General features: G+C 65.0%; 13 protein-coding genes. 8 read left to right on the top strand and 5 right to left on the bottom strand.

The window, feature by feature from the left end:
• Positions 1-33 precede the first annotated feature (33 nt).
• Complete coding sequence (locus AC25M7_RS22365; RefSeq protein ID WP_155952736.1) at positions 34-1,401, bottom strand: aminotransferase-like domain-containing protein; 1,368 nt, start codon at positions 1,399-1,401, stop codon at positions 34-36.
• Positions 1,402-1,476: 75 nt separating this feature from the next.
• Here AC25M7_RS22365 and AC25M7_RS22360 point away from each other — a divergent pair, with 75 nt between their 5' ends.
• From AC25M7_RS22360 to AC25M7_RS22335, 6 genes are all read left to right on the top strand, one after another.
• The gene (locus AC25M7_RS22360) at positions 1,477-2,436 is read left to right on the top strand and encodes a threonine dehydratase (protein WP_182323174.1); all 960 of its coding nucleotides are present in this window, start codon (positions 1,477-1,479) and stop codon (positions 2,434-2,436) included.
• A gap of 77 nt (positions 2,437-2,513) precedes the next feature.
• The gene (locus AC25M7_RS22355; RefSeq protein WP_028693056.1) at positions 2,514-3,155 is read left to right on the top strand and encodes a LysE family translocator; all 642 of its coding nucleotides are present in this window, start codon (positions 2,514-2,516) and stop codon (positions 3,153-3,155) included.
• 24 nt (positions 3,156-3,179) lie between these two features.
• Positions 3,180-3,632 (top strand): aminoglycoside 6'-N-acetyltransferase, encoded by a 453-nt coding sequence (gene aac(6') / locus AC25M7_RS22350; protein ID WP_051555778.1) that lies wholly within the window; start codon positions 3,180-3,182, stop codon positions 3,630-3,632.
• Between the two features lie 94 nt (positions 3,633-3,726).
• On the top strand, positions 3,727-4,152 hold the full coding sequence (locus AC25M7_RS22345; protein ID WP_028693058.1) for a YybH family protein: 426 nt from the start codon (positions 3,727-3,729) through the stop codon (positions 4,150-4,152).
• Positions 4,153-4,194: 42 nt separating this feature from the next.
• Entirely contained in the window at positions 4,195-4,539 is a 345-nt protein-coding gene (locus AC25M7_RS22340) for a YciI family protein (RefSeq protein ID WP_028693059.1), read from the top strand.
• Positions 4,540-4,580: 41 nt separating this feature from the next.
• Positions 4,581-5,819 carry an RNA polymerase sigma factor gene (locus AC25M7_RS22335; RefSeq protein WP_028693060.1) on the top strand — a complete coding sequence of 413 codons (1,239 nt, stop codon included), beginning with the start codon at positions 4,581-4,583 and terminating at the stop codon, positions 5,817-5,819.
• 42 nt (positions 5,820-5,861) lie between these two features.
• Here AC25M7_RS22335 and AC25M7_RS22330 read toward each other — a convergent pair whose 3' ends face one another.
• The gene (locus AC25M7_RS22330) at positions 5,862-6,332 is read right to left on the bottom strand and encodes a MaoC family dehydratase (RefSeq protein WP_028693061.1); all 471 of its coding nucleotides are present in this window, start codon (positions 6,330-6,332) and stop codon (positions 5,862-5,864) included.
• 34 nt (positions 6,333-6,366) lie between these two features.
• Complete coding sequence (locus tag AC25M7_RS22325) at positions 6,367-7,311, bottom strand: alpha/beta hydrolase (protein ID WP_232853648.1); 945 nt, start codon at positions 7,309-7,311, stop codon at positions 6,367-6,369.
• Between the two features lie 201 nt (positions 7,312-7,512).
• Between AC25M7_RS22325 and fadD2 the strand changes: the two genes are divergently transcribed.
• Positions 7,513-9,201 carry a long-chain-fatty-acid--CoA ligase FadD2 gene (fadD2, locus tag AC25M7_RS22320; protein ID WP_028693063.1) on the top strand — a complete coding sequence of 563 codons (1,689 nt, stop codon included), beginning with the start codon at positions 7,513-7,515 and terminating at the stop codon, positions 9,199-9,201.
• 311 nt (positions 9,202-9,512) lie between these two features.
• Positions 9,513-11,210 carry a long-chain-fatty-acid--CoA ligase FadD1 gene (gene fadD1, locus AC25M7_RS22315; protein WP_028693064.1) on the top strand — a complete coding sequence of 566 codons (1,698 nt, stop codon included), beginning with the start codon at positions 9,513-9,515 and terminating at the stop codon, positions 11,208-11,210.
• Between the two features lie 121 nt (positions 11,211-11,331).
• Here the strand turns inward: fadD1 and AC25M7_RS22310 are convergent, their stop codons facing one another.
• Together AC25M7_RS22310 and AC25M7_RS22305 are read right to left on the bottom strand one after the other, a co-directional pair.
• Entirely contained in the window at positions 11,332-12,639 is a 1,308-nt protein-coding gene (locus AC25M7_RS22310) for an NAD(P)/FAD-dependent oxidoreductase (protein ID WP_486971484.1), read from the bottom strand.
• 29 nt (positions 12,640-12,668) lie between these two features.
• A complete protein-coding gene (locus tag AC25M7_RS22305) occupies positions 12,669-14,033 on the bottom strand; it encodes a glutamine synthetase family protein (RefSeq protein ID WP_062360602.1) in 1,365 nt (454 codons plus the stop codon).
• Positions 14,034-14,568: the final 535 nt, after the last annotated feature.

Genomic DNA, 14,568 nt, shown 5'->3' with positions numbered 1-14,568 from the left:
GCCTGTGGGAGCGGGCTTGCCCCGCGATGGCGATCAGTTGCAATCGCGGGTCAAGCCCGCCCCCACAAGCTCCAGCCCCTGCTTCAACTGCGCCCGGCTGTGCGCCGCCGACAGGCTGACCCGCACTGCCCGCACACGCTCCGTGCCCACCGCGAACACGCTGGCCGGCACGATCTCCACCCCTTGCGCCCGACACCGGGCAACCAGCGCCTCGGCCTCTCCAGGCGTGGCCAGCCAGACATGGGGCGAAGGCACGCCATCCACCGGCAATGCATTACCCAGCAACGCCCGCGCCAGGCGCCAACGCTCGGCCAGTTCCTCCCGCTGCCAGGCCAGTCGCCGTGCGGCGGTCCCGTCCGAAATCCACTGGCAAGCGATGTCCAGATTCAACGGCGAAACCGACCAGTGGGTGGCCTGGGCATAAGGATCGATCTGCTCCAGCAACGCTGGCCGCGCCACGATCCAGCCCAGGCGCAGGCCGGCGGCCACGGTCTTGGACATGCTACTGATCAGCACGCCGCGGCCTTCGAGCAAAGGGTAGAGCGGTGGCCGATCAGTCAAGGCGCCGTACACGTCATCCTCGATCACCAGCAAGTCGTGGCGCTTGGCGACTTCCGCCAGCGCCTGACGCCGGGCCTCGCCCATGCAGGCCCCGGTCGGGTTATGCAGGGTCGGGGTGGTCACCAGTACTCGCGCGCCACTGGCCCGCACGACGCGGTCCAGTTCGTCAGGGCGCAAACCCTGTTCATCCAGAGCCACCCCCTGCACCGGCAGGCGCAGCTGGCGACAGGCCGCCTTGATGCCCGGAGCGGTCAGCGCTTCAACCATTACCGGCTCGCCTGCCTGGCACAGCGACTGCAGTACCAGGAGCAAGGCCTGTTGGGCGCCACCGCAGAGCAGCACCTCTTCTGGCCTCAGGGCCAGGCCACGACTGGCCAACCAGCGAGTGCCCTGGATCCGCCCCAGCAGCAGTTGCTCCGGCCCCAGGTAATGGTCGAGCAGGGCGGTTTCACCCTGTTCGAGCAACCTGCGCAGGCTGTACTCGAGGTCAAGATTGTGCGGGTCGGCCACCGGCACGTTGGTCGACAGGTCGATCACCTGATGCTGGCGGTCGGGCTGCTTGAGGCGAAACAGCGTCGCCTCCTTGCTGCTGGCCAGCACATAGGTGCCGCGCCCCACCTCCCCGGACACCAGGTGCCGCGCCGCGGCTTCGCGGTAAGCCTGTTGCGTGGTGCTCGGGTTCAGGCCCAATGCCCACGCCAGGCGACGCTGGGGCGGCAGGCGTTCACCAGCTTTCAGCTCACCCTGTTCGATGGCGCTGGCAATGGCCTCGACCAGCGCCAGGTAGCGCGGCTGGTCGTTGTCTGGCAGGGCGGGAATCCACACGAAATTGCTACCCATGCAATATATATTTGGACCCATACAATGACCGGCGCTTAGGATCGGATCAAGCCCTACCGATGAAGGAAGATCGCCATGTTCGACTTGCCCGCCCTGCGTGAAGCCGCCGATTTTGTTCACCAGCACGTGCCACCGACCCCGCAGCATGCCTGGCCGCTGCTGGCCGAGCGGTTGGGTTGCCAACTCTGGGTCAAGCACGAGAACCATGCCCCCACCGGTGCCTTCAAGGTGCGTGGCGGGCTGGTCTACGTGCGTTCCCTGCTGGCCGGCGGCGACGTCCCGCGCGGGCTGGTCACCGCCACCCGCGGCAACCATGGCCAGAGCATGGCCCTGGCCGCGCGCCAGGCGGGCTTGCCGCTGGTGATCGTGGTGCCTGAAGGCAACTCGCGAGAGAAGAACGCCGCCATGCGTGCCCTGGGCGCGGAACTGGTGGAGCACGGCGTGGACTTCGACGTCGCCCGTGAAGAGGCGGCGCGCGTGGCCGAGGCGCGCGGCTACGCGATGGTCCCGTCGTTCCACCCGGAACTGGTGCGTGGCGTGGCCACTTATGCGCTGGAGCTGTTCGAGGCGGTGGCTGGCCTGGATTGCGTGTACGTGCCGATCGGCATGGGTTCGGGCATCTGCGGGCTGATCCAGGCGCGCAACCTGCTGGGGCTGGACACCGAGATCGTCGGCGTGGTCTCCAGTGCTGCGGATGCCTATGCCCAGAGCTTCGAGCGGGGGCGCATCGTCACCACCGCCAGCGCCGACACTTTCGCCGACGGCATGGCCTGCCGCGTGCCGCACCCCGACGCCTTCGCCCTGGTGCGCGAGCATGCCGCACGTATCGTGCGGGTGAGCGATGACGAGATCGCCGAGGCCATGCGCCTCTATCACGAGACCACCCACAATACCGCCGAAGGTGCCGGTGCCGCTGCCCTGGCCGCATTGATGCAGGAGCGTGGGCGCCAGGCCGGCAAGCGTGTCGCTGTGGTGCTCAGTGGCGCTAATGTGGATCGCGGGCGCTATGCGCAGGTGTTGGCGGGGCCTGTCTGAGCGAGTGAGCTTTCTTTCTGTACGGCAAGCGTCCCCTCGGGTTCAATGTGCACCCCTGAATATGCCCAGAGTGCGCCATGCCTTTCTCCAACGGTTTTCTGCTCAGTCTTTCCCTTTGCCTGGATATCGGGGTGGCCAATATCGCCATGATCACCCTGGCCATGCAGCGCGGGTTTCTCCAGGGGTTCTGGCTGGGCCTGGGTACCTGCGTCGGCGACCTGGTCTATGCAATTGCTGCTTTGGCCGGGATGACCGTGCTGTTGCAGTTCGAAAGCGTGCGCTGGACCTTGTGGCTGGGCGGCTCGGCGCTGCTGGTGTGGTTTGCAGTGAAGATGTTGCTGGCGGCCTGGCGCGGCGGGCATCTGGAGTCGCGGGGCGAGGTGGTGGTGGAGTCGGGCTGGCGCGAGTTCCTGCGTGGGATCTTCCTGGCCATGTCATCGCCCAGTGCGATCCTCTGGTTCGCGGCGGTGGGTGGGGTGCTGATCTCAAGGTCCGGTGGCGGCAGTCTGCTCGATGCGGGACTGTTCCTCGGGGGCTTCTTCGCCGCCGGGTTGGTCTGGTGCGTGTCGCTCTGCGGCATCGCCAGCCATGGTGGACGTCTGCTTGGGGATCGGCTGCTGACGTGGTCCTACCTGCTGTCGGCGGCCATTTTCTGTTATTTCGCTGTGTATGTGATTCTCTCCGGTTATCGTGAGTTCATCTTGTCTACACCTGTTTGAGTCATGGAGTTCCCAGAAGTGGCAATGATCCAACCCTGCACTGACCCGGGCAGTCCGGCCTGGCTGCACTTGCGCAGCGCCTTGTGGCCCGACAGTGCGGCGACTGACCACCTGGCGGAAATGGTCGATATCGCCGGCCGCCCCGCAACCTTCGTGGCCCTGCTGGCGTATGACGAGCAGGGCAGGGCGCAAGGGCTGGCCGAGGCGTCGGTGCGTCATGACTATGTCAATGGCAGCAACACTTCGCCGGTGGCGTACCTTGAAGGCGTCTTTGTCGAACAGGCTTCACGCGGCCAGGGTGTCGCCCGCCAGCTGATCGCGGCTGTCGAACGGTGGGCCGATGGCAAAGGTTGCCGCGAGCTGGCCTCGGACGCCGCGCTGGACAACCTTGGCAGCCAGCGCATGCACGCGGCCCTGGGCTTTGCCGAGACCGAGCGTGTCGTGTACTTCCTCAAGCCAGTCGCGCCCCTCGACTGAAAATTTCCGGGCAGTTGTCGATTTGCCGTTTTCCCGTTCGACCAGTGTTGAAAGCGTCACCACCAACCCTGATGAATCTTCGGAGCAAACACCGATGAACACTGAAGCCGAGCGTGAACTGGAGCAACTGATCGAGCAGTGGATGCAAGCCGTGCGCGAGCGTGACGTGGACCGTATCGTCGCCCCCTACGCCGACGACATTCTTGCCTTCGACGCCATCCAGGCCCTGCAATTCAAAGGCAAGGCCGCCTACCGCGCCCATTGGGAAATGTGCATGGGCATGTGCACCGGGCCGATGGTGTTCGAACTGGCGCAACTGACCGTGCACGCCGACGGCGACCTGGGCCTGGCCCACTGGCTCAACCGCTGTGGCCCGGGCGACGATGAGAGCCAGTGCGGTTTCATGCGCGCCACCGTCGGCTACCGGCGCAGCGCCGGCCAATGGCAGGTCATCCACGAACACTGGTCGGCGCCGTTCGACATGGAAACGCAAAAAGCGCTGTTCGATCTCAAACCCTGAATGCCCTCGACCGCCTATCGCCACCTTGCCCCGGAGACGATCATGAAATACCTGTGCCTGGTCTATTGTGATGAAGCGCTGTTGCACAGCCTGCCCGACAGCCCCGAGGACGCCGAATGCATGGCTTACGCCGAGTCCATCCAGGGCTCCGGGCGGATGATCGCCGCCGAGGCACTCAAGCCCGTGCAGACGGCCACAACGGTACGCGTGCGCGCCGGTCGGATGAGCCTGACCGATGGCCCGTTCGCCGAGACCAAGGAGCAGTTGGCCGGTTTCTACCTGGTCGATGCCCGCGACCTCAATGAAGCGTTGAACATCGCCAAGGGTATTCCCGCGGCGCGGGTCGGCAGCGTCGAAGTGCGCCCGGTGCGAGAGCTGCAACCCTGACGTGAATGGAGAACCACGATGAACCAGGTATCGCCGGGCTGATGAACAGCGAAGGGCAAATCCGTGATGAAGTGGCGGCGGTCTACCGCCGCGACTCCCGGCGCATCCTGGCCACCCTGATCCGCCTGCTGGGAGACTTCGACCTGGCCGAGGAGGCCTTGCATGACGCGTTCTTCATTGCCGTCGAACGTTGGCAGCGCGATGGCATCCCGGACAATCCGCGGGCCTGGCTGGTCTCCGCCGGCCGTTTCAAGGCCATCGACGCCTTGCGCCGGCGTGCCCGCTTCGACCGCTCCCAGGCGGACCTGATCATGCTGCTGGAAGGCGAGGCCCAGGATCCGGGCGAGCAGGAACTGCTGGTCGATGATCGGCTGCGCCTGATCTTTACCTGCTGCCACCCGGCCCTGGCCTTCGATGCCCAGGTGCCGCTGACATTGCGTGAGGTCTGCGACCTGACCACCGAGCAGATCGCCCGCGCCTTCCTGCAGAGCCCGGCGACCATCGCCCAGCGCATCGTGCGGGCCAAGGCCAAGATCCGCGATGCGAAGATCCCCTACCAGGTACCGGAGCTGGGCGAATTGCCGGAGCGGCTGGAGAGCGTGCTGCGGGTGATCTACCTGGTGTTCAACGAGGGCTATTCGGCATCTTCGGGCGAGGATGTGACCACGCGTGCGCTGACTGACGAAGCCATCCGCCTGGGCCGGTTGCTGGCGCAATTGCTGCCGGATGCCGAAGTGCTGGGGCTGCTGGCGTTGATGCTGTTGCAGGCCTCGCGGCAGAACGCGCGCAGCGACGCCCACGGCGAGCTGGTGCTGCTTGATGAGCAGGACCGCGGTCTGTGGGACCGGGCACAGATAGAGGAGGGCAGCCAGTTGGTGCGCCAGGCACTGGGCAGTCGGGAGTTCGGCCCCTACAGCGTGCAGGCGGCGATTGCCGCGCTGCATGCCGAAGCGCCCAGCGCCGAGGCCACCGACTGGGACGAGATCGTCGGCCTGTATGATGTGCTGCAGCGCCACTGGCCGTCACCAGTGGTGGAGCTGAACCGGGCCGCAGCCCTGGCCCGGCGTGATGGCGCACAGGTCGGGTTGCGCGCGGTTGAAGCAATTCTCGAGCGGGGCGAATTGGGCGACTACCACCTGGCCCACGCCGCGCGCGCCGAACTGCATCGTCAACTGGGCAATACCGAACAGGCCCGCAAGGCCTGGCAGCAGGCGCTGACGCTGACCCGGCAGGGGCCGGAGCGTCGTCATATCGAGCGACGCTTACGCGAGCTGGGGTAAGCGCTCAGGCCGAGTGCAAGACCTGTAGGAGCCGCTGTACTTTCAGCTGGCAACGAATTCCGGCGGGCTCACCAGCTCGACGGTCTGCTGTTTGCGCGGCGCGAGGATCTCGGCTTCGCCGGCGACCACCAGCTCGTCGTTCTGGTTGTATACGTTGGTGGCGATACGCACCTTGAACTTGGGCAGCTTCTCGAGGATTTCCAGGCGCACGGTCAGTTCGTCACCGATCTTCACCGGCTTCTGGAAGCTCATTTGCTGGCCCAGATAGATGGTGCCAGGGCCAGGCAAGGTGCAGGCCACCGCGGCGCTGATCAGCGCGCCGCTGAACATGCCGTGGGCAATGCGCTCCTTGAACATGCTCTTGGCGGCGAACTCGGCATCCAGATGCACCGGGTTGTGGTCACCGGACATGGCGGCGAACAGCTGGATATCGCGTTCTGCCACGGACTTCTTGTATTCAGCTTTCTGGCCGACTTCGAGGGCTTCGTAAGGCGTGTTGGTGACCTGGGTCATCAGGGGCTTCCTTGTGGGGGGGCGAGGCTGCCGATCATTCACTGCGGGCGGGGCGGCCAAGGGCCAGCGCCTGCTCCAGCCAGCCGATGATCTCGGCGGTGACCTCGTCGCGATGGGTTTCGTTGAGCACTTCGTGGCGTGCGCCGGGGTAGATGCGCAACTGTACATGACGGTTGCCGGTCGCGCGCAGGGCGTCGGCCAGGTGGGTGAGACGCTTGCCGGCACTCACCGGATCACATTCGCCGCCCACCACGAAGATCGGCAGGTTCGGATCGATCTGCGCCAGGTTCTTTTTCTGACTGATCTGCGCCAGGCCCTGCAGCAGGTCGAGCCATAGCTGGTTGCTGCAGCGAAAGCCGCACAGCGGGTCGGCGATATACTTGTCCACCTCCGCGTCATCGCGGCTTAACCAGTCGAAGGCGGTGCGGTTGGGCTTGAATGCCTTGTTGAACGAGCCGAACGACAGCCAGTCGATCAGCGCGCTCTTGCCCATAGGGCCCTGGCGCCAGGCCTCGAGACGGGCGATCAGGCGCGCCGCGCGGTACAGCGCCACCGGCTGGAAGTTCGAGCCGCTGAGGATCGCGCCCTGCAGGCTGGCACTGTGGTGCAGCAGGTAGGCCTGGGCGATGTAGCTGCCCATGCTGTGGCCGAACAGGAACAGCGGGGTTCCTGGAAACTGCTGGCCGATGTGCTGGGCCAGCAGGCCCAGGTCGTTGAGTACGGCATTCCAGCCATTTTGCCGGGCGAACAGGCCCAGGCTGCCCAGCTCGGCGGTGCGGCCGTGGCCGCGCAGGTCGGGGGCGAGCAGCCCGTAGCCGGCGGCGTTGAGCGCATGGCCCAGGCGCTGGTAGCGCCCGGCGTGCTCGGCCATGCCATGGGCCAGCAACACCACGGCCTTGACCGGTGTGGCCGGCAGCCATTGGTGGACATAAAGGCTGCAATGCTCGCTGGCGGGGAGCCAGAAGGCGTCGTGGGGCATGGCGGGTCCTTGCGCGCGGAGGTTGCCCAACAGTGTATGCGCAAAGCCGTCAATTGCAGGAAGGGCAGAAAAGAGATTCACAATGTTAATGGCGGCACTTGGCGTATTTGCCACCCTCAACAGAGCTGCTAACGTCGGCTGAACACCTTTTTGCCAGCAGGCGATCAGGTCAGGGATGTCCCGTTAGAGGAACAACAATAAATGCAAGCCGACTTCTGGAACGACAAGCGCCCGGCGGGCGTACCTTCCACCATTGACATGAAGGCCTACACATCCGTCGTCGACGTCTTCGAGCGCTGCTGCAAGCGCTTCGCCGACCGTCCGGCGTACAGCAACCTCGGCGTCACCCTGAGCTATGCCGATCTCGAGCGTCATTCGGCGGCCTTCGCCGCCTGGCTGCAGCAGCACACCGAACTGGTGCCGGGCGACCGCATCGCGGTGCAGATGCCCAATGTCCTGCAATACCCCATCGCGGTGTTCGGCGCCATGCGCGCCGGCCTGATCGTGGTCAACACCAACCCGTTGTACACCGAGCGCGAGATGCGCCACCAGTTCAAGGACTCCGGCGCCCGCGCCCTGGTGTACCTGAACATGTTCGGCAAGCGTGTGCAGGAGGTGCTGCCCGACACCGGCATCGAGTACCTGATCGAGGCGAAGATGGGCGACTTGCTGCCGACGGCCAAGGGCTGGCTGGTCAACACCGTGGTCGACAAGCTGAAAAAGATGGTGCCGGCCTACCAGTTGCCCCAGGCCGTGTCGTTCAAGCAGGTGCTGCGCCAGGGGCGCGAGCTCCCTCACAGGCCGGTGGCGCAAACCCTGGAGAACATCGCGGTGCTGCAGTACACCGGCGGCACCACCGGGCTGGCCAAGGGCGCCATGCTCACCCATGGCAACCTGGTGGCCAACATGCTCCAGGTACTGGCCTGCTTCGGTCAGCACGGCCCCGACGGCCAGCCGCTGATCAAGGAAGGGCAGGAAGTGATGATCGCGCCGCTGCCGCTTTACCACATCTATGCCTTCACCGCGAACTGCATGTGCATGATGGTAACCGGCAACCATAACGTGCTGATCACCAACCCCCGGGATATCCCCGGCTTCATCAAGGAGCTGGGCAAGTGGCGATTCTCGGCGCTGGTGGGCTTGAACACGCTGTTCGTCGCGCTGATGGACAACCCCGGTTTCAAGTCGCTGGATTTCTCCGCGCTGAAGATCACCAACTCCGGCGGCACCGCGCTGGTCAAGGCCACCGCGGAGCGCTGGGAGGCCCTCACCGGTTGCCGCATTGTCGAAGGCTACGGCCTGACCGAAACCTCGCCGGCGGCCAGCACTAATCCCTATGGCCAGTTGGCGCGCCTGGGGACCGTGGGGCTCCCGGTGCCTGGCACGGCGTTCAAGGTGATCGACGACGAAGGTCACGAGCAGCCGCTGGGTGAGCGTGGTGAGTTGTGCATCAAGGGACCGCAGGTCATGAAAGGCTACTGGCAGCAGGTTGAGGCCACCAACCAGGTCCTGGATGCCGAAGGCTGGCTGAAGACCGGCGACATCGCCGTCATCGACCCGGACGGTTTCACCCGCATCGTCGACCGCAAGAAGGACATGATCATCGTCTCGGGCTTCAACGTGTATCCCAACGAGATCGAGGACGTAGTGATGGGCCATCCGCAGGTGGCCAGCTGCGCGGTGATCGGCGTGCCGGACGAGCGCACCGGCGAGGCGGTGAAGCTGTTCGTGGTGCCGCGTGCGGGCGGGGTGAGCGTCGATGAACTCAAGGCGTTCTGCAAGACCAACTTCACCGGCTACAAGGTGCCCAAGCACATCGTGCTGCGCGAATCGCTGCCGATGACGCCGGTGGGCAAGATCCTTCGTAGGGAGTTGCGCGACATCGCCTGATGGTAGGCCCGCGATTGTGTCATCTCTGACAGCGTCGTCGCCCAGGCTGACGCAATCGCAAGGCCTATCTAGGGCAGGGCTTTCAGGCGGATTTGCGACATTTTGTATAATTACTCTAAAAATGACCTGTATAGTTCATTGAGTCATTTTAGTGACCCGTTAGCCCATTTCGGCCTCTAGGCGACCCCTTGCAAAGCTGTTACTCTCGGCGCGCTTTCAGAGGATCCGGTTTGCAATGAGCCGGCCTCTCATATCAATAATAAGCGCATCGACGCGTACCGAATTCGCTGTTGCTGAAGGAGCGGGCTTCCATGATCGAACATTTTTGGAAGGATAAGTACCCAGCCGGGGTCACGGCGGACATCAATCCTGACGAATTCCCCAATATCCAGGCGGTACTCAAGCAATCCTGCCAACGCTTTGCCGACAAACCTGCCTTTAGCAACCTGGGCAAGACCATCACCTACGGCGAACTGTATACCCTGTCCGGCGCCTTCGCCGCCTGGTTGCAGCAGCACACCGACCTGAAGCCGGGTGATCGCATCGCGGTCCAGTTGCCCAACGTCCTGCAGTATCCCGTTGCCGTGTTCGGCGCCATGCGTGCCGGCCTGATCGTGGTCAACACCAACCCGCTGTACACCGCGCGGGAGCTGGAGCACCAGTTCAACGATTCCGGGGCCAAGGCCCTGGTATGCCTGGCCAACATGGCGCACCTGGCGGAAAAGGTGGTGCCCAAGACCCAGGTCAAACATGTCATTGTCACCGAAGTGGCCGACCTGTTGCCACCTCTCAAGCGTTTGCTGATCAACAGCGTCATCAAGTACGTGAAGAAAATGGTGCCGGCCTATCACCTGCCGGGCGCCGTGCGCTTCAATGACGCCCTGGCGCTGGGCAAAGGCGGCGCGGTGACCGAGGCCAACCCGCAGTCCGGCGATGTCGCCGTGCTGCAGTACACCGGCGGTACCACCGGCGTGGCCAAGGGCGCGATGCTCACCCACCGCAACCTGGTCGCCAACATGCTGCAGTGTCGCGCGCTGATGGGTTCGAACCTGCACGAAGGCTGCGAGATCCTTATCACCCCGCTGCCGCTGTACCACATCTACGCCTTCACCTTCCATTGCATGGCCATGATGCTCATCGGCAACCACAACGTGCTGATCAGCAACCCACGCGACCTGCCGGCCATGGTCAAGGAACTGGGGAAGTGGAAGTTCAGCGGTTTCGTTGGCCTCAACACGCTGTTCGTCGCCCTGTGCAACAACGAGACGTTCCGCAACCTCGACTTCTCGGCGCTGAAGATCACCCTGTCCGGCGGCATGGCCTTGCAACAGAGCGTGGCCGAGCGCTGGAAGACGGTGACCGGCTGCGCCATCTGCGAAGGCTACGGCATGACCGAGACCAGCCCGGTGGCGGCGGTCAACCCGACTTCGGCCAACCAGCTGGGGACCATCGGCATCCCGGTGCCGTCCACCCTGTGCAAGATCATCGACGACAACGGCCAGGAGTTGCCCCTGGGCGAGGTGGGCGAGCTGTGCATCAAGGGGCCGCAGGTGATGAAGGGCTACTGGCAGCGTGAAGACGCCACCGCCGAGATCATCGACAGCAACGGCTGGCTGAAGACCGGCGACATCGCCCTGATCCAGCCGGACGGCTACATGCGCATCGTCGATCGCAAGAAGGACATGATCCTGGTGTCCGGCTTCAACGTGTACCCCAACGAGCTTGAAGACGTGCTCGCCGCGCTGCCGGGCGTGCTGCAGTGCGCGGCCATCGGCATCCCGGACGAGAAGTCCGGCGAGGTGATCAAGGTGTTCATCGTGGTCAAGCCGGGCATGACCCTGACCAAGGAGCAGGTGATGGAGCACATGCGCGCCAACGTCACTGGCTACAAGGTGCCCAAGGCCATCGAGTTCCGCGACGCGCTGCCGACCACCAACGTCGGCAAGATCCTGCGCCGCGAGCTGCGCGACGAAGAGCTGAAGAAGCAGGGCCTGAAGAAGATCGCCTGAGCCGCAGCGCGCTTTGGGATTGAAACGTGGGAGCGGGCTTGCCCCGCGATAGCGTCGGCTCAGGTAACGAGTCGAAGCCATCGCGGGTCAAGCCCGCTCCCACGTTTGCGATACAGGAAACTCAGCGCAGCTTTTCCAGCATCTGGTAGTACCACATCCCCGCCGCCAGCAGCGGATTGCCCAGCAAGTCGCCCATCGGCACCTTGATGTGCCGGCAGCCCGCGAACGTATCGAACTTCTCCAGTGTCCCGGTCAATGCCTCGGCCATGATCTCGCCCATGATATGGCTGGTGGCGATGCCGTGCCCGGAATACCCCTGGCAGTACCAGACGTTGTCCGACAGCTTGCCCAGCTGCGGGATGCGGTTGACCACGATGCCCATGGCGCAGCTCCACTGGAACTCGATCGGCACGTCCTTGAGCGCCGGGAAGGTGCGCTCGATGCACGGGCGCAGTTCGCCTTCGATGTCCCGTGAATCACGCCCGGAGTAGTTGGCGCCGCCGCCGAACAGCAGGCGCTTGTCGGCGGTCAGGCGGTAGTAGTCGAGGACGAAACGGCAGTCGTACACCGCCAGGTCCTGCGGGTTGATCTGCTCGGCCAGATCGCCCAGCGGTGCGGTGGTGACGATACCGCCCATGGCCGGGAAGATCTTGCCCTTGAGCTGGCGCTTCTCCAGCTTGTGATACACGTCGCCTGCCAGCATCACCTGGCGTGCCTCGATCCGTCCCTGGGCGGTGACCACCGCCGGGCGCGGGCCGTGGACGATCTCCAGCACCTCGGAGTTCTCGAACACCAGGGCGCCCAGCCCGTGGGCGGCGCGGGCCTCGCCCAGGCACAGGTTGAGCGGGTGCAGGTGCAGGTTGCGGCGGTTCTTCAGCGCGCCGAGGTACAGCGGGCTCTGCAGGTGCTGCTGCATGGTGTCGCGGTCGAGCAACTGCACCAGGTCGCCCATGCCACGACGCCGGGCCTCGGCCTCGAAGGCGCGCAGCTCGTTCATGTGCGACGGTTTCATCGCCGCGTGCAGGTGGCCGTGCTTGAGGTCGCACTGGATGCCGTAGCGCTCGACGCGCTGCTCGATGATCTGGTGGCCGCGCCAGCGCAGCTGCCAGATGAAATCGTCCACCTCGGCGCCCAGCCGGTCGCGCATCTGCGTGCGCATGGCCTCGTCGCCCGACAGGCTGCCGGTGACCTGGCCGCCGTTGCGCCCGCTGGCGCCCCAGCCGATGCGGTTGGTCTCGACGATGGCCACCTTCAGGCCACGCTCGGCCAGTTCCACCGCGGTGGCCACGCCGGTGAAGCCGCCGCCGATGATCGCCACGTCCACCTGCACCGTGCCCTTGAGCGTGGGGTATTCGGTCGTGTCGTTGAGGGTGGCGCTGTAATAGGACGGCGCGCGCTGGGCCGGGCCGTTGTTCACTGCTGCGTTCATGCTTGTTCCTTCTTGTAATCTCGTGGGCATCAGGCCTGGTGCAGGTACCAGCGCCAGTCCTGCTCGCCGACCTCGGCCATGAACTGGCGGTACTCGGCGCGCTTGACCTTGAGGTAGACGCCGAGGAAGGCCTCGCCCAGCGCCTCTCGGGCCCAGCTCGAATTTTCCAGGGCCTCGAGGACGGTGAGCCAGTCGGTGGGCAGGTGTTCGCCGGCCTGGGCATAGCCGTTGCCCTCGACCGGTGCGCCGGGATCGAGTTGTTCACGGATGCCCTGGTGGGTGGCGGCGAGAATCGCGGCGGCGGCCAGGTAAGGGTTGGCGTCGGCGCCGCAGATGCGGTGCTCGATATGCCGGCTGTTGGCCGGGCCACCGGGTACGCGCAGGCTGACGGTGCGGTTGTCCACGCCCCAGGTCGGTGCCAGCGGTGCATAGCTGTTGGCCTGGAAGCGGCGGAACGAGTTGGCGTTGGGGCAGAACATCAGCAACGATTCGCGCAGGTGACGCAGCATGCCGGCCACCGCCTGGCGCAGCAGCGGGGTGCCCGCCTTGTCCTCGCTGGCGAACAGGTTGTTGCCGGCGGCGTCCGCCAGGCTCAGGTGCATGTGCATGCCGGTGCCGGCCAGCTGGGCGAACGGCTTGGCCATGAAGCAGGCCTGCATGCCGTGGGCGTTGGCGACGCCCTTGACCAGGCGCTTGTAGCGCACGGCCTGGTCCATCGCCTCGAGTGCGTCGCCGTGTTCCAGGGTGATCTCCACCTGGCCGGGCGCGTATTCGGAGATCGCCGTGCGGGCCGGGATGCCCTGGGCCTTGCAGGCGGCATAGAGGTCGGCGAGGAAGGGTTCGATCTGCTCCAGCTCGCGCAGGCCATACACTTGGGTACCGCGCGGACGTCCTCCGTCGCTGTCCAGCGCTGGCTGCGGCCGGCCTTGGGCGTCGCGCTGCTGGTCGAGCAGGTAGAACTCCAGCTCGCAGGCCATCACCGGGTGGAAACCATCGGCCTTGAGCGCGTCGATCACCCGCAGCAGCACATGGCGCGGATCGGCCACGCTGGCCGGCAGGCCTTCGCTGGGGTGCATGCTGACCTGCACGGCGGCGGTCGGCACCCGGCGCCAGGGTAGGCGTACCAGGCTGCCGTCCAGCGGATAGGCACGGCAGTCGATGTCGCCGACGTCCCAGACCAGGCCCGAGTCTTCGACATCGTCGCCGTTTAGGGTCAGGCCGAGGATGGTGCTGGGCAGCGGGCGGCCGCTTTCGAATACTGCCAGCAGCTCCTCGCGGTGCAGCAGCTTGCCGCGTGGCACGCCGTTGGCATCGAGGATGAACAGTTCGATCAGGTCGATATCGGGGTTGTCGGCCAGGAAACGCCTGGCTTGCTCTGCGGGGGCAAAGTGCATGGTGGATTCGCTCTGGGGCACGCAGGACCGCCGCGCAGGTGGGCGGTCAGGCTGAGTCAATCGGCCAAGGGTGGCCGGGTCGGGTCAGGGATGCGTGAGCGAAGTGTCCGGTGGGCGCGCGTGGCGGCAATGCCACAGGGCCCAGAACGCCAGAATGATATGGACCAGCGGATTTTCACCGGCACGGGCCCTGGCCTTCGGCAGCGAAGGGTGGGGCAGCGGTCGGGCGATCATCGGGTCGGGAAGCATCCCTGGATACTCACATGGCCTGTAAGGTTGATTAAAGCAGTGAATGGCGACGTTCATTCCGGTGAGAGCTAAACATTGGCAAGTCTGCCCCCCGCGCTGCAGCAGCTTAGGACGCTTCCCACAGTTTTAGGCTAGTTGGCAGGTGGCTGGTCAGCTTTTTTCGTCGCAATTGCTACCCCGTTGTTGTTCAAGCGCTCCCGCTATTTCGAGCGTGATCGCGACTGAACGGCGGGCACAGGCAGCATCGATTTCGCAAATCTGCGACAATCGCGCCTCTTACGCCTGC

The sequence above is a fragment of the Pseudomonas sp. P106(2024) genome (assembly GCF_057480815.1).
This window is presented reverse-complemented; position numbering and strand designations above follow the sequence as displayed.

Excerpts from the sequence above, each read along its gene's own strand:
- AC25M7_RS22365 (WP_155952736.1), bottom strand. The coding sequence starts at position 1,401 with ATGGGTAGCAATTTCGTGTGGATTCCCGCCCTGCCAGACAACGACCAG.
- AC25M7_RS22360 (WP_182323174.1), top strand. The coding sequence starts at position 1,477 with ATGTTCGACTTGCCCGCCCTGCGTGAAGCCGCCGATTTTGTTCACCAG.
- AC25M7_RS22355 (WP_028693056.1), top strand. The coding sequence starts at position 2,514 with ATGCCTTTCTCCAACGGTTTTCTGCTCAGTCTTTCCCTTTGCCTGGAT.
- AC25M7_RS22345 (WP_028693058.1), top strand. The coding sequence starts at position 3,727 with ATGAACACTGAAGCCGAGCGTGAACTGGAGCAACTGATCGAGCAGTGG.
- AC25M7_RS22340 (WP_028693059.1), top strand. The coding sequence starts at position 4,195 with ATGAAATACCTGTGCCTGGTCTATTGTGATGAAGCGCTGTTGCACAGC.
- AC25M7_RS22335 (WP_028693060.1), top strand. The coding sequence starts at position 4,581 with ATGAACAGCGAAGGGCAAATCCGTGATGAAGTGGCGGCGGTCTACCGC.
- AC25M7_RS22330 (WP_028693061.1), bottom strand. The coding sequence starts at position 6,332 with ATGACCCAGGTCACCAACACGCCTTACGAAGCCCTCGAAGTCGGCCAG.
- AC25M7_RS22325 (WP_232853648.1), bottom strand. The coding sequence starts at position 7,311 with ATGCCCCACGACGCCTTCTGGCTCCCCGCCAGCGAGCATTGCAGCCTT.
- fadD2 (WP_028693063.1), top strand. The coding sequence starts at position 7,513 with ATGCAAGCCGACTTCTGGAACGACAAGCGCCCGGCGGGCGTACCTTCC.
- fadD1 (WP_028693064.1), top strand. The coding sequence starts at position 9,513 with ATGATCGAACATTTTTGGAAGGATAAGTACCCAGCCGGGGTCACGGCG.
- AC25M7_RS22310 (WP_486971484.1), bottom strand. The coding sequence starts at position 12,639 with ATGAACGCAGCAGTGAACAACGGCCCGGCCCAGCGCGCGCCGTCCTAT.
- AC25M7_RS22305 (WP_062360602.1), bottom strand. The coding sequence starts at position 14,033 with ATGCACTTTGCCCCCGCAGAGCAAGCCAGGCGTTTCCTGGCCGACAAC.